General features: G+C 39.6%; 6 protein-coding genes and 1 pseudogene. 3 read left to right on the top strand and 4 right to left on the bottom strand.

Annotated elements, in window-relative coordinates; translation table 11 throughout:
* Positions 1-2: 2 nt before the first annotated feature.
* On the bottom strand, positions 3-2,885 hold the full coding sequence (locus ACE1B6_RS04190; RefSeq protein ID WP_413255984.1) for a CAAX protease: 2,883 nt from the start codon (positions 2,883-2,885) through the stop codon (positions 3-5).
* Positions 2,886-3,426: 541 nt separating this feature from the next.
* Between ACE1B6_RS04190 and ACE1B6_RS04185 the strand changes: the two genes are divergently transcribed.
* The 3 genes and pseudogenes from ACE1B6_RS04185 to ACE1B6_RS30035 form a co-directional block, all read left to right on the top strand.
* On the top strand, positions 3,427-8,718 hold the full coding sequence (locus tag ACE1B6_RS04185; protein ID WP_413255983.1) for a hypothetical protein: 5,292 nt from the start codon (positions 3,427-3,429) through the stop codon (positions 8,716-8,718).
* 74 nt (positions 8,719-8,792) lie between these two features.
* Entirely contained in the window at positions 8,793-9,686 is an 894-nt protein-coding gene (locus tag ACE1B6_RS04180) for a choice-of-anchor L domain-containing protein (protein WP_413255982.1), read from the top strand.
* 172 nt (positions 9,687-9,858) lie between these two features.
* A pseudogene (locus tag ACE1B6_RS30035) lies at positions 9,859-9,984 on the top strand (RNA-guided endonuclease TnpB family protein); the annotation flags it as partial.
* Between the two features lie 357 nt (positions 9,985-10,341).
* On the opposite strand, the gene ACE1B6_RS04170 reads toward ACE1B6_RS30035, so the two are convergent.
* From ACE1B6_RS04170 to ACE1B6_RS04160, 3 genes are all read right to left on the bottom strand, one after another.
* Positions 10,342-10,527 (bottom strand): hypothetical protein, encoded by a 186-nt coding sequence (locus ACE1B6_RS04170; protein ID WP_413255980.1) that lies wholly within the window; start codon positions 10,525-10,527, stop codon positions 10,342-10,344.
* A gap of 221 nt (positions 10,528-10,748) precedes the next feature.
* Positions 10,749-16,118 (bottom strand): trifunctional serine/threonine-protein kinase/ATP-binding protein/sensor histidine kinase, encoded by a 5,370-nt coding sequence (locus ACE1B6_RS04165; RefSeq protein WP_413255979.1) that lies wholly within the window; start codon positions 16,116-16,118, stop codon positions 10,749-10,751.
* A gap of 96 nt (positions 16,119-16,214) precedes the next feature.
* A complete protein-coding gene (locus tag ACE1B6_RS04160; RefSeq protein WP_413255978.1) occupies positions 16,215-16,451 on the bottom strand; it encodes a hypothetical protein in 237 nt (78 codons plus the stop codon).
* Between the last annotated feature and the right edge of the window lie 118 nt (positions 16,452-16,569).

Here is a 16,569-nt window from a genome sequence, read left to right as displayed (position 1 = left end):
TACTACCAACCTATAGGTGTGGGTGCGATCGGCTCAATATTAGGTTCTGCACCTATTTGATTGGCACGTAATACCCAAATAGTTGCTCCCTGTTTGAGGAATATTTTTATAACTGTTTCGCCAGTAAGCCTGGGTAAAAGTGTCCGCCAACTTACTAATCCTGTCAGTAATCTTTCTAACAAATCCTGTTCGGGACTAATTCCTAAATTAGTTTGGTTATTTTCCCAATCAGCACGGGCACTACCAAAAGGCAAAAGTTTTCTTTTAATAGATTTACCTAGTTTAATTAATTGCTTTAATTGTTCTGGTTCTCCCGGATCGTCTTGCAACCATTCTAACAGTTGGGGACGAGATTTAATCGCGTCTAGCGTCATTTTAATTGTGGCATAAAGTGCTTGATTGGAATCTTGAGTGCAGTTGTGTGCAGGGCCAATATATGTGCCGCCTGTACCATCGCCAATTCGATAACGTGCCACCATTATTTCTAATTGATATGTTAAAAGATCCAGGGCAGAAATTTTTGTGCCTTTAAGATCAAAATCGTTGGTAACAGAGTCAAATTTAATCAGTGTGTCTGCTATGGGGCGATTCCCTAACCAACCAAATTGTCGATCGCCAATAAACCGATTCCAAGCTATTTTGCCCGCAATAATTCCATCTGGGTTATGAGTATAAACTTGATAATAAACAATATCAAAAATCAATTCATTCGCTAAAGGTTCTCTAATTACTTCTGCAATTCCATAAGCAAAATGTCCGAAGAAAATCGGAGTTTTAGCAGCGGGTTCGCGTTTTTTGCCCCCAATTCCTCCGTAAACGTGCAATACTAAAGCCCGATCGCCTTCTTGCCATTGGATACTAGGAACTGGGGATTGAGGAATTAATAATACGGATTGAATTGTACTTTTTTTTCCTTTAACTTGCCAAGATTTATGTTTAATATAATCCCAACTGTCAGATTTTCCATAAATTACTTGATGTGGTTGCAATCTTAATAAAGCTAGGGGTGCGATCGCTTGCACAACAAACACGCCAGAATTATCTAACGCACCATAAATATACCAACCTGTAACATTCAGTTTGGACTTGTGTAAATTCTGATTTTTCGAGGGGAAAATTCCATTTACATCAGCAACAACTTGAGGAATTCTGATAACTTCTTGAATTCCATCAAATTGGTGAGATTTTTGATTAAAATGCACTACTAGAAAGTAATCTTTGGTTTCTCCATAGTTAGTTACTGGTTGTAAAATTCTCACTAATCCATAAAAGCGTCCCGTAATTTGGATCGGTTCTTGAGAAATCACCAAACTTGGGCGATTTTCTCCTACTAAAAACTCCACTTCTACTGGTTCAGATAACTTGACAATTACATCATCATTTGGTCGAGAACCTGCTAAAGATTCTAAAGGATCTACTTGTCGCCAACCATTTAAGCGATCGGGATGAATCGCCCCTTGTCTTTGACTATATTTGGCATCTTCGCTGAAATACACATCTTTTTTGGCAGAACGAACTGATGATTGGACGATCGGATCTTTACTCCAACGCAAATTCACAACTTGCCCAACTAAATTTTGATAATTAGCATCAGCATGATAAACTTCCAACAAAACACCTTTTACCTCTTTCCTTTGTTCGGGAGTTGGTAAAATTAATCGACCCATCCAATTAGCGATCGGACGATAAATCACAGGATTTACTCCTTGATTTATCGGATAAAAACTAGGTCGATTAAAGTCAGCTTCTTGATAAAGTTCGTAATTACTCGTTTCACGAGTAAAATTTTCTTTTATTAAAGATGAGTTGCCTAAAATAATTCCCGAAACATAATCTAAAGTTTGTTGGAAATAACTGCGACCATCAGGTAAATGAGTGTGCCGATCTAATGGCCCCCCAGAACCATTATGACCTACTGGCCCTAAAGAAGTAATAGTTAATTTACCATATTTTTTCGCTCGATTCCAACAGGATAAAAAAGCAATTTTCCACCTTTTGGGAAAGACAATTGCCCCTAATCTTTCTGCTAAATCTTTGTCACCAACAAAATGATAAAAATGTTCCAATGCTAAAATATCATTATTACCACTAAAGACACCCGAAATAGAAATTATCTCAATAGGGGCTTTTAATGCTCTTTTTAAATAAGGTGCTGCTGCCAGCGCAATTTGTCCACCACCACTATATCCAACTAATGTAATTGGTACACCACTATCCGGTTGATAACCATGATTAATTAGGCTGTTATACATCACTTGGGCGGTTCCCTGATTGTAAATAGGGCCGTAGCGTTGGTCGGCGGAAATCGCCACTACAATCAGATTCCGTAATTGAACTATTAAACTCATTAAAAAACCAATAATTCCCGCAGAGTTTGATACTTGTAAGTCATCAATTATTCGCCAAAAAAATGACAGAATTTTATGTTCTGTCAGAGGTTCATTGATTGGAGAATAGGGCATTAGTCCTTGAATTATTAAAATATCCTCTGGCAAAACTTTTTCCAGTGATTCAACAAAATCAGCTGCCTCTGGAAGGTACTCAAATTTCGCTTGGGCAATGCCATCAAGATAAATTACATAGCGAGAAGCTAGCATATTTGGGGGTACATTTCTAACTAATTCTCCGGGATGAAGATTAGTATTTATTCCCTCTGCATACCATCCCGCCCACCAACCTAATGTCTCAAAGGGAATTAATAAACCTGCAAATATAAAGGCTATTAAACTGATAGCTAGTATATCAATTATTAATTTCCAGGTTGCCCCTAAAGCCATATATGTTACTTGCCATAAACTGCGAACTTGCGGGAAGAAAATGGCGATTAGTAAGGCTACTAACCCTAAACCTACAAATTTAGTAATTCTAGCTAAATTTCTATTCATAAAGTTTTTGAGATAAAATTTATTAGCCTAAAGCTTAACATAACCAATACCAAACTGAATGAAACCTTACCAGTCAACTTCATCTTTTTATACTTTTTTATAAATCCATCCTTAGCTAGATGCTGAATTCTTGCTGTGAGAACAAGGATAACGACTAGGATCGTCCACAAAATGAAAATGACTAATTTTTGTAAAAATTTTGTATCTAAACATTTAATTTCAAGCAAGTTACTATTAATATTTAAAAAAAGACACACTAAAAAACAACGCATTACTTTGTAATGTGTTCCAGTTAAAATTTTCGTTTGAACACAGCTTTTATCGATCGGCTAGTCAACAGGTATTAGTTACTAGTAGTTTCTTGCCAAGTAAGCAAACTAAGCAAAAAGATTGTCGGGTAGTAGCTTAAGCGAAGGCTACAGGAAACGCGCATCTACCTATTCAAAATATGTCATCAATAAGTTGACTTGTGTTGCCTGAGTAACTCAACAAAAAGAGTAAGTTTCAGCAAAATATTCTTTAATACTGCGAGAGTATAGCCATGTCTAAACTCGATTTAATCAATGATTTTTCTGTTCAGACTGTCAGCAATTTTTTGGCAGAATTTGCGACAGACGATGATTTTGAAACAAACGTTGCGATCGCATTTGGTGACGACTTCAACGCCGCAGAATTAGAACCACTTTCCCAGCAATGGGCAACAGGTTATTTTACCGATTTACCAAAGATTGACATCCTCCCTGCGACAGAGCTTAACAACGCTAGCGGGGCTTTTTCCCAACAGACAAACACTATCTATTTGTCTGACAGATATTTAAGTAATCATCAGAGAATTACCCGCATTTTATTAGAAGAAATCGGTCACTTTGTCGATTCTCGAATCAATCAAATCGATACCCCAGGAGATGAAGGAGCAATTTTTGCCGCACTGGTACAAAATGAAACCTTGGACGCAGGGAAACTGGAACGACTGAAAAACGAAAGCGATCGCATTACCATTACAGTTGACGGGCAAACAATTTCAGCTGAAGCCGCAACTGACCCAGAAGATAATTTAACCTTAATCACTGATTCAATTCAACCTTTACTAAATAGCATCAAATCATTACTTAACACCCAAACTTTAAACAACTTGCCAGTTTTGGGCGATTTGGGCTTGCAAACTTACGTAGATCAATTTATTACCAATACCGTCGAACAGAAAATTATTGATGAGTTAAATCAAGAAACGGAAAAAACCGTTACCTCTATTCAAAAAGCTTTGTTTGAAGCTTTAGGCCCCACAGATCTAGGAGGATTGGGATTACTGCTTGACTCCAATGATGACGATCGAATTCAGCAAGACGATATCCAAACTCCAACTGATGAAAACAGCATTGCCTTCAATTTCAAAATTGGTAAAACTTTTAATCCCAATCTGAACTTTTCCGAAAACTTGGGTTTACCAAATTTAGGATTTAACCTCAATGGTGGTATTACTCCTGAATTAAACTTTGGCTTAAATGTCGGTTTTGGGGTTGACAATACCACTGGAAGCGATGCTTTTTTTATTGATACGGGAACAACCGGAGAATTTACCGCTGGACTCAATGCTAAATTAGTTGATAGCAGCGATGAACCGCTAGAATTTGACGGAACATTTGGCTTTTTAAAACTGAAAGCAACAGACAATGGTAGCAATTTAACTAGTAATTTTTCCGCTGATTTTACCAGCGATTTGGCAGATGCTAGCGATCGCGTTAAATTATCCAACCTCAGCAGCATTGAAATCGATCCCAAATTAACCGCCAACGCCGATTTAAAATTCAAACTCAATAGCGGACTTTCTGATAACGGAGTCTTACCTTCGATTTCTTCCGATTTCAACTTATTAGGATGGCAATACGATAGCACTAATTCTGCAACCCCTGCCCCTAGCATTCAATTTAACCAAGTAGAACTTGATTTAGGGTCATTTGTCAAGAATTTTGCCGGAAATATTATCGAAGACATTCAAACTGTCACCCAACCTTTCGATCCGATTATCAATACATTAAATAAACCCCTTCCGATCGTTGGTAGTTCCCTACTTGATTTAGCAACTCTTTTAGCTGAACTTGGCAGCGGCACGATCGATCCTGACACGGTGAAATTTATTGGTCAACTGGCAGAAGTTGTGGATTTAATTAACGAAATTCCCACCGATCCAGATGAGGTAAAAATTAATCTTGGGGATTTCAATCTCAGCGGAACAGATGTTAGAGAAACTTCCGTTAGCAATGTAGAACCAAATCCAGTTCCCAGCTTTTCAGCTTTAGATACTGCACCCGAATCTTATGGAAATTTAGCACCATTTTTTAATGCAATTGAAAACTCAGAAAATGGACTTGCCGATGATTTGGAATTTCCCATTTTAGATGATGCTACAGCAGCACTTAAACTGTTGTTGGGAAATAGTAATGTTGAGTTGTTTACCTACGAAACTCCCAAGTTAGGTTTTGACTTTGAGATCGATTTACCTGATATTCCGGTTTTTGGTCCGATCGTCTTACAATTTGGCGGTAGTGCAGGCGCAGGAGCACAGTTAAAATTTGGTTTCGACACCAAGGGATTAAACGATTTTAGAGCGGATGGTTTTAACAATCCCGAACAAATCTTTGATGGATTTTTTGTTAGTAGACCTGATATGGGGAATAATCTATCTCTATTCGGGGAAATAACTGCCGCAGCAGCTGTTAGTATCGGAATTGCAGATCTTGCCGCTGGAGGCGGAATTAATTTAACGGTTGGTTTAAATGTAACTAATCCAGATCCCGGTTTATCACCACCAGAACAATATAAAGTTAGAGGAAGCACAATTGCCAGCACTAGTCCGCTGTGTTTATTTGAGCCATCGGGTGCTTTATCGGCAATTATTTTTGCTTCGATGTCTCTGGATTTTGGATTTTTTAGTTTTACTAAAAGGTTCGATTTAGCTGATATTAACTTGATTGATTTTACAGTTAATACAGGTGGTTGTGAAGGGTCATTAGCTTCTCATTTTGATGTGGAAGATCCCGAACCAGATCCGCAAATGCAAGCGTTGTTGGCAGGACAAGGAATTATCGATCGCAAAGGCACAAACAACGGCGATACTATTACCGTTACTCACACCGAAGATGGTGAGGACAAAATCGATGGAGAAGTTATTTTGTCTGGTTTAGATCCCGAACCGAAAGCTTATGAAGATGTCAAACTGATTATCATTAATGGCAGCGATGGTAACGACGAAATTAAATTTGTTGACATTGTTGCTAGCGGTCAATTAGATGGCGATACAGGGGATGATTTAATCATTGCTGGAAAAGGATACGACTTTCTTAATGGTGGTGCAGGTAACGATACTCTCGACGGTGCAGGGGGAAATAATACAGCAGTTTATAGCGATTCTCCAGCAGGTGTAACTGTTAATTTAGCAACAGGTATTGCTAATGATGGTTTTGGCACTACAGACAAACTAATTAACATTTACAATGTTGAAGGATCGGGTTTTAACGATGTTTTAATCGCTCACAAATCCGGGAGTGTTTTAGATGCAGGTGCGGGAGACGATCGACTCAATGGCGATACCGGAGATGATGTAATGTTGGGTGGTGCTGGTGCTGATTTTATGGATGGCATGGCAGGCACAGATACCACAACTTACATCGCTTCTAATGCTCCTGTTTATGTTAATCTTTCCGCAGAAGATGTTTTTCTGACTTCGCCTATTGATGGTTTACCTGTTGGTTTGATTGCCAATGGTGGCATTGGTGGCGAGGCAGAAGGCGACCAAATATTTAATGTGGAAAATGTCCAAGGATCGGTTTATGACGATGTTTTGGTGGCAGGAAATACCAGCGTTAATGTTGATGGACTTTTAGGAAATGACTTGATTGTTGCCGCACCAAATGCACAAATTTTAGATGGTAATAAGGGTATTGATTGGGTTTCTTACAGTCCTTCAAATGCGGGAGTTAATGTTGATTTGACCACTGGAAATGGTTCTGGTGGTTATGCTCAAGGAGACGATCTGGTATTTGCGAAAGATAACAAAGGAAATCCGACAGCAGATAGTTCTTTTGAGAATTTAGAAGGGTCGATTTTTGCTGATAATTTGACAGGCGATCGCCAAAATAACATTATCAGAGGTTTAGCTGGCGATGACAACATTTCCGCACTTGCAGGAGACGATCTGTTAATTGGTGGCGCAGGTGCAGATACTCTTGATGGTGGTAAAAACAGCGATTTGTTAAGTGCAGATATTGCTATTTTACAAGTGCGATTCGGTGTCAAAGGCGGAGGCGATACTGCCAGTTATCAAGATTCTAACGATTATGTTGTGGCGAATTTATTATCAGGTAAAGGTTCTCATGCAGATGCCGAAGGTGATACTTTCTCGGAAATTGAAAACTTAATTGGTTCCAGTTTCGGCGATACTTTGATCGGCAATTTTGGCAATAATGATATTAATCCGGGATTGAGTAACGGTGAAACTGATGTTGTTAATGGTGTGTTTGGTACCGATCGTTTAACTTTAGATTACAGTTTCAACGATTTTGGTACAGGAATTAAAGGCGGATTTGAAAATACTACCAGTAATTCCGGTTTCATTTCTCGAAATACCAGTGATGGTAGCAGTATTCAAGATGCGGTTTCTTTTAGTAATATCGATCGCCTTTTCGTCACCGGAACAATTCAAGACGATCGAATTGTCGGTGGGAAAAATAGCGATGCTTTGTTAGTTGGTGCTGGGAATGATTCTGTCAATGGCGGCGGTGGAATTGACTTGCTAAATGGTGATGATGGGATTGATACTTTATCTGATGACTTGTCAGATAAAAATGACGATATTACTCTGATTAGTACCGACATTACCAAAGAAAACCCCGATCAAGTTTTGTCCCTTGCTGATGGTACTTACATTACTCAATTTGAAGTTTTCCAAAACATTCAAACTGGCAGCGGAGACGATGAACTTACTCAACTCGATCGAGTTGACAACAATTTTAGTACCAATTCTGGTACTGATACTGTTAATCCAGGTTTAGGTTTTGACACCGTTGATGGTGGAGTTGGTGGAAGTTTCTTACCTGGAATCGAGCCAATTTTTATCCCTGAAAATGACTTGTTAATTTTGGATTATTCAGTGAAAGATACAGGCAGTGAAATGTTGATGTTTGTATCTCCTCAAGCACAAAAGGGAACTGCTTGGCGAACGATCGATCCAAACAATCTGGAATCTGCATATTTAGATTTCGTCGATTTTAGCAATTTCGAGCGGTATCAAGTAACAGGCACAATCAAAGATGACTTGTTAGAAGTTGGCGATGGAAATGACACTGTAAATGGCGGTGTTGGTAACGACGATTTAATTGGGAATCGCGGTAATGATTTGCTGCAAGGTGAAGCAGGAGACGATATTCTCAGAGGTACTAATAACGTCAATTATGGCGGTGAATTAGGCACCAATAATCCCCCCGATTATCCCGAAGATATGGACACGCTTAGTGGAGGTTTAGGCGCAGATACATTTGTCCTGGGAGATGGCAACCGAAACATTTATTACGCTAACGCTGGTTACGGTGATTATGCGTTGATTACTGATTTTAACCCCACTGAAGGAGATGTAATTCAATTGCGAAATTTGACTAATTGTTATACTCAATATTCGCTGGGTTCTTCTCCTAGCGGTTTCCCCAGTGGCACTGCTCTTTTTGCTGGATCAGATCCCGAATTTCCTGATTTAATTGCCATTATTCAAGGAGAAACTAACTTGAGTTTGACCGAAGCTTATTTCGAGTTAGTTGGCGATCCTTGTGTAATTATCGGTTGATTTTTAGCCTTGAATCGGTGAAAAATCAAACTGATTCAAGGCAATTGTGACATTTTTTGAAGAGGGATTTAACAATGAAATTTTTTGGTCATGTTTTAACTTCGATCGCACTTATTTCCACTGCCGTTTGTAGTTGGCATCAGGGAAAAGTGTTGGCTTTCACTATTACTCAGAACAACAATTTTAGTCAATTACTGACTAATTTACTTGGTGATACCACTGGACTGAGCAATTTTAGTATTAATCTTGTAGGTGATGGGAGAGCTTATGGCACTTTCACAGACGATCCTTTTAATTTAGGTTCAGCTGTGGCAATGAGTACCGGAAAAGTGGTAGATTTGGCGGGAGTGAATCAGATCGATCGCTCCGGTCAAGATTTAAGTACAGATTTCGGCTTACCTGGATCGATAGGTGATTCGATCAGTATGCAAGTCAGTTTTGATAACAGTTCTGCTGACAATTTGTACTTTCAATATGTTTTTGGTTCGGAAGAGTTTGTCGAATTTGGTGGCAGTTCATTCAACGATTCTTTTAGCCTAGCGTTAAATGGTATCAACCGAGCCAAATTGAGCGATGGTAAAACCGTCACTATTAACAACATCGCTACTACACCTTTGGGCCCATTTCATCCTGATTTTATCAACAACCGAGCGGGAACTGGCCCTGCTAGTGCAATAACTAGAATGGATGGTTACACCAAACCTTTGCTTTTTGAAGCGCCGCTGCTGAAAAATCGTAGAAACACGCTAGTTATCAATGTTCAAGATATCAGCGATGGCATTTATGATTCCGCGATATTCATTAAAGGCGGCACTTTCGGCACAGTTCGTCCTCCAGATATTGACGATGGAGACGATGATGGCGATCCAGAAAGAGTGCCAGAACCTTCATCTATCTTAGGACTTTTAGCATTTGGAGCTTTTAGTACTTTCTGGCTGAGGAAAAAGCGATCGACCAGAGTTACCTAATTTGGGAGAATATCCGGCTTGCTTGGTGCGTTCTCCCGGATTCTGATTAATAGAGTTTTTGCCTGTATAAGCTGTTACGCATTTAAATCACTTATTAACGAGTAGGGTGCGTCAGACGGTAAAGCCTATGTAGAACGGAAAATATCTAAATCTGACGCACCCTACAATATGACTGTCAGCAAATACCGTTGGGCAAACGGAATTTCAAGCTTGTGGAGAAGCAGTAAGACTCGGTGGTACTTGTACCAAAAAGCGTGTTTCTGAGAAACAAGAATCTCCCGTCACAGCGCCAGCTTGACGCGAGAGTGTCAATTCTGACTTGGTGTTCTCAAGCATTTGCTTAACTAGAATAGTCAGAATAGATCCGGCAACCTCAACCACTTTAGCCGACCAGATCCAAACCTCATCTGCATAACCATCGACCAGGACAACTTGCCCCTCATATTCATTCAAATGAATTTCATCTAGTTCTGGGGGTTGGGCTTCTGGCATCCTCATTGTAGTGAGCCGACGGTAGCTGCCTGCCATAGAATCTGGCATTAGAAGCTTGAATCTCCCAACCTCTACAATACCTAAATATTGATGCTTCAGATTCATATCCTTATTCTCCTTTTGCATAGAGTCAAAGTTGAAGTGTCAGGAATTGAAACAATATTTAGAGATGACTCAGCGTGCGATCGAGAAGCTCAAATCCTCCCAAAAGATCGGCAGACAGACCAATGAATAAAACTATCAAAGCAACAGCATGGTTCACATTCCACAGTAAATAAGCTAAACCAAACAATAGTGGGAACAGAAGAATCATGCTCAGGAATACAAAGAGGGGTTGTAAACTTTTCATTTTAAATGCCTCCTTGAGCCAAGGATGTGCTTAGAGTTAGAAAGCGACCTCTCAGTTTAATCCTAAGTCAGTTCATTGAGGATAATAAAATCCATTAATAACAATTAATATAATTAGGCTTTATCAGATAAAGATTTCAAGATTAAACCTCCCGATCGGGAAATAAAGTAATAAACTAGCGTTGGCGTAGCCTGCGCGTAGCGCGTATCGCTTAGTCACCTTTATGATGGTGAGATTGGCAGTCGGATGCAGAACTCGGTTTGGCGACCAACTGTTGACTGGACTTCGATCGTCCCCTGATGTTTTTCGACGACGATTTGACGAGCGATCGCTAACCCTAGCCCCGTACCTTTGCCGACAGCTTTGGTCGTAAATAAATGGTCAAATATTTTGGCTTTGACTGCCGATGTTATCCCTTGACCATTATCAGCAATCCGAATTTCTACCTGGTTATCTACTAAGGATGTTTGAATGCTAATTTGATTGGGACTTGCCTTGATCTGTGCAAAAGTTCGTCCCATATTTGATTCCTCTATTGCATCGATCGCATTAGCAATAATATTCATAAATACCTGATTTAATTGACCGGGAAAGCATTCAATGTCAGGTAAATCACCGTAATTAGTTATTACTTCAATCGCTGGACGTTGTTCGTTGGCTTTCAAGCGATGTTTGAGAATGAGAATGGTACTATCGATACCAGCGTGAATATTAAATGGCACTTTTTCATCTCGATCGGCACGCGAGAAAGTGCGTAAACTGGTGCTGAAATTTTTTAGTTTGTCGCAGGCTATAGACATAGAATCTAGCATTTTGGGCAAGTCTTCTAAGCTATATTCCAAATCAATTTCTTCAGCATGATCTATAATTTTATCAGTTCGATCGGGAAAAGTTTCTTGATAGAGTTTTAAGTGTTCGATAATATCTATGAAGGTGGGTTTAGCTTCTTGCAGACTCGCAGAAATAAACCCCAAAGGATTATTCATTTCGTGAGCGACACCAGCAACTAAGTTACCCAAAGTAGACATTTTCTCGCTTTGTACGATCTGTAATTGAGCTTGTTGCAAGTCTTGTAATGCTTGTTGGGATTTTTGATAAAGTTGGGCATTCTCTAATGAGATGGCGGCTTGGGTGCAAAGTAGATTCAGGATTTCTACCCGATCTTTTGTAAATGCACCCGTCGTTAAATTATTTTCGAGATATAAAATGCCCATCAACTTCCCTTGGAGTAAAATTGGGCTGCACAAAATACTCTTAGGTTGCTGATGAATAATATAGGGATCGTTAGCTAAAGTTGGCTCTGCTGTCGCATCCACTAGCACCACAGTCTGCTTGTTGTGCTTGACTTTGTAAATGAGCTTGTGGGGAATTTCCTGACTATCTTCAACCGGAATCCTCTGCAATACTACTGGGTTTGTTCCCTGGGTAATTGAGCCTTTAATTAGCAGGCGCGAGTCTCGCCACAGCATTAACACGCATTTATCAGCCCCCGCATTTTCAATGACGATTCTCAGCAACGATGACAGGAGTGTTTCTAGTTCGATTTCGCTGGAGATAGTTTGGGAAGCTTTGAGAATGGCAGCTAAATCTAAAGCCACAGAAGCACTACTACTGGATGTAGCGGTACTGGCAGAGGTAACGGTTCCCATAGCGAAGATAGTTTCGTCAGTAGAAAGGGTGGAACGGCTTTGCTGTAATATAGGGGCGAGTAATTGGGAATAGCGTTTTTCTAAATCGGCAACTTTGGCTTTTGCTCCCCAACGGGCATAACAATAGTATGCTTCTTGCATATATATTTGAGCGATTTTTTCTTTATCCCAATTGAGATAAAATTTAGCGGCTAATTCATTTGCTAAAGCTTGTTCTTGAATATATTCGTTTTCTTTGGCTCCCAAAATTGCCTTGTCGTATAGCTCAATGGCTGTGGATTTCTGTCCTAAAACTCGACTTTTTTCGGCTTCTACGAGATCGACTTTATGCTGGTGATTCATCGGCGCATAATCTGCCCAATGCTGTAACTTAGTTTGGTTTTCTGCCACCCGTTCTAATAGAGTCGATACTTCCGATGAAGGTTGACTCAATAGTGCTAAAGCTACCAAAGAATCATAGAAATAAAACGCAGGTTCGCCAACTGTTCCCGCACCCGACACATAATAGTTTCTGCACTCAAAGGCATGGTTGTTAGCTAGCTCAACTTCCCCAAACAAAAAGCAAAGCATCAACTTATGCGAGTGGAAAATATATAATCCATTTAGATCGTTGACAGACTGCAACCGGGAGAGAAATTCTGTTTCTTGGAAAGCCGATCGAGACAAAATGGTGGGATGCTCTGCCAAACCTAGTAAATTTGAAGTCACTTGCCAATAAATCAGACAGTAATTAGCTGTTCCCAATTGCTTCAGTTGCAGTAAAGCATGGTAGTAAGTGCGTGTATCTTCCTCCAAATTAGCAAGCGGTTGACCGCACCAAGAAGAAATTAAATAGAATAAGTGAATCGCATATCCAGCGTATTCCGGGTTTCCTACTTCTAGCCCCAGGGTATAACTCTCACGCAAGAGGGGTAACATTTCTTGGAGGTGAGATTTGCGGTGGAGGATATAACCTCCCAGCAGGAAAAATACTTCCATCTTACTTGCTTTATCATCAAATTTTGCCGCCACATTCAATGCCAAATTTCCAAACTCTGTAGCTAAATCTATATTCTGCATATTACAGAGAACTAAGCTGTAACAAGCATAGTTAGTAGCAGAAATAGATATATTGCCATGCCGCAGGGATAATTTGACTAACAAAGTAGCTAGTAATGGATACAACAGAGATCCACAGGCGTAAGCTGCTGCCATGATGCTGCTGGCAATTTGGATAATGGCGATTTTATTTGCATCTGTCATCACAGGAAGGTAGACAAAATCTGCAATTTGCCGATCGCCAATCAGTTCGTTAATTTCTTGAATTGATTGTTGAATATCTTCGGGTGTGGGTGATTCGGTAATGTTTGCGCCCAACTGTTGCAAGATATTAATGCCGATCGCCAGCACTTCATTGAGTTGGATCTGGCAATTTTTACCTTGAATCCTAATGCGGTAAACATTGACTTGTTCTAGTAAAGAATGTGCCTGTTCGATGACAATATCGATCGACTTTTCCATCGCTTCAAAGTCACCGCATAGCATTGCCACTTCTGCCGCTAATTCATGAAAAGCGAGGCTCATTTCATACTGCTGTTGCCAAGCATTTTCTCCCAACAAAGACAGTCCCACTGTGGCATATTCACGCGCTGCTTGATAGGCGGTGGCAGTTCTAGCTTTGCGACAGGCGGTGAGGTTAAGTCGTGCTAGTTCATTTCGTTCTGTTTGTTCGCTAATTAAAGAAGTTCCATAATTTAATTGATTGACTATTTCAAAAATGCGTTCAACTCTTGCTTCTTTTGAAACTTGTTGCAGGAGTAGTTGACCAATTTGGTAATGAGTTGCCTGTTTTTGGCGATCGGGAATTAGGGAATAGGCAGCTTGTTGGACGCGATCGTGTAAAAATTTATATATAATAGTTTCTTGATTTTCTGATGTAGTTTTTGTGGTTTCCTGCCAGACATAAAACTTATAAAAATCACCGATCGGTACAATAAATCCTTCTTGTAATGCTTTCCATAAACAGCTTGCTGTTTCGATTTGAGATTGTTCTGAAACAATTGCCAAAGTTGCTAAATCAAAAGTGTTACCAATGCAAGCTGCTAGCTGTAAAATCTGTTGAGTTGATGGCTGAAGTTTGCGTAATTGAGAACTCATAAAAGCTACAACGTCATCTGTCACTGCTTGAGTTCTTATTTGCGTGATGTCGCATTGCCAACAGCCTAACTCAAAATCAAATTGAATCAGTTTATCTTGATACAATGCTTTGAGAAACTGGGTTGTAAAAAAAGGATTGCCTTGAGTTTTTTGATATATTAATACCGAAAGATTACCAGCTACATCTTCTGAAGTTTTGAGCGTGTCAGCAATTAATTTATTTACTTGTACTTGACTTAACGGTGCTAAAGTAATCGTATTAATTGTCGATCGTGATTTAGCAATGTCACTCAAAGTTAACATTAATGGATGACCTGGATAAACTTCGTTATCGCGGTAGGCACCAATGATGAAAAGATAACCCGTATCAGCCATTAATAGCTGCATTAAGTTCAGAGAAGCTAAATCTGCCCATTGCAAATCATCTAAAAATATCGCTAAGGGATGTTCTACTCTGGTAAAGACTTGGGTAAAATTTTGAAATAATAAATTAAAGCGATTTTGCGCCGCCGTTCCTGATAATTCTACTACTGCTGGTTGCGGGCCAATAATACTTTCTAATTCAGGAATTACTTCAATAATTACCCGTGCGTTTTCTCCCAAAACCTCTAAAATTTGTTGTTTCCATTGCTGAATCTGGGCATCGCTTTCGCTTAATAATTGTCCCACTAAATCTCGAAAGGCTTGTACGAAAGCACTAAAGGGAATATTGCGCTGAAATTGGTCAAATTTGCCTTTGATAAAATATCCTCGCTGTCTGACAATTGGTTTATGCACCTCATTGACAACCGCAGTTTTCCCAATCCCAGAAAACCCAGCAACCAGCATCATTTCTGTTGCGCCAAGGCTGACTCGATCGAATGCTTGAAGGAGGATTTCTACTTCAGTTTCTCTGCCATAGAGTTTGTCAGGGATGATGAAGCGATCGCACAAATCCCGTTGCGCGATCGGGAAGGTTTCAATTTGACCTTTTGTTTTTAATTGTTGCCAGCATCGTTCTAGATCCCATTTCAATCCTAATGCACTTTGATAGCGATATTCTGCATTTTTCGCCATCAATTTGGCTACTATTTCTGAGATGACGATCGGAATTTCTGGATTGATTTCATGTACTAATTTGGGTAGTTTAGCTAGATGAAAATGCAGTAACTCCATTGGATCGTTTGATTGAAAGGGTAACTCTCCGGTGAGTAATTCGTAAAAAGTTACACCTAATGAATAAAAATCTGTTCGGTAATCAATTCCCCGATTCATTCTGCCAGTTTGTTCGGGGGAAATATAAGCTAATGTTCCTTCGAGTAGATTGGGGTTTAACAGGGTTTGGGTTTCTCTGGGTAATAAGGAGGCAATACTAAAGTCAATTAATTTAACTTCTTTGGTTTGGGGATTAATCAGAATGTTGCTGGGTTTAATATCTTTATGAATAATCCTTTCTCGGTACAACAGATCTAGGGCTTCGCACAGGGAAATGGCGATCGACAAAAATTCTGGCAGCAATTGGGCAGGTAATTTTTCCCGAATTTGGAAATAATCAGACAAAGAAACTCCCCCAAAGTCTTCCATTACCAAGGCATAACCATTTTGGTAAGTTTGTAAACTATAGGTTTTGACAATTCGGGGAGAATTCAAATTTTTGGCAATAGTATACTGATTGCGAAATTGAACTAATTCACTGAAATTTGGATGAGGATTTTTCATTAATTTAATGGCGACTGGTAAACCATCAAATTCTCGTTCACCTCGATACACAATAGTTCTCGAACCATTGTACAATTGTTTGTTGAGTTGATATCCTGTTAGATTCATTACGATCGATCTCCTACTTGCAAATGATTTATTTGTGAGATTTACTAAAAAGGAGTCTGGACAGCAAGATTAGCCGATAACAAAATCAATCGTCATTCACCAATGGTATTGGACTAAATATTCTAACCCTAACCGCGAGGAGAACATTAAAGAACAAGGTTCTTGTTCTCCGGGTAATAGTCCCTGTTCTAGCAAAGCTTCAGCTTCTACTTTACTGCTAATGGCAACTAAAGAAGAATGTTCTTCCCACTGATCCGAGCGAAAATGGCGATCGCCCATTTCCGTTTGCACCACAAAGACCAAATCGACTTCCGTTCTGCAAAACCTACTCAAATCTACCTAAGTAGACTGATGTTTGCTTCCTGCTTCGTAGAATCCTTAATAGCAGCGCCATTAAGTTGATTAGATTCTCCACAGGCTAACCCCGTCGAACTGACGGTTAAAGGATAAT

It is taken from the genome of Floridaenema fluviatile BLCC-F154, assembly GCF_041929135.1.
Taxonomy (GTDB): Bacteria; Cyanobacteriota; Cyanobacteriia; order Cyanobacteriales; family Aerosakkonemataceae; genus Floridanema; species Floridanema fluviatile.
This window is presented reverse-complemented; position numbering and strand designations above follow the sequence as displayed.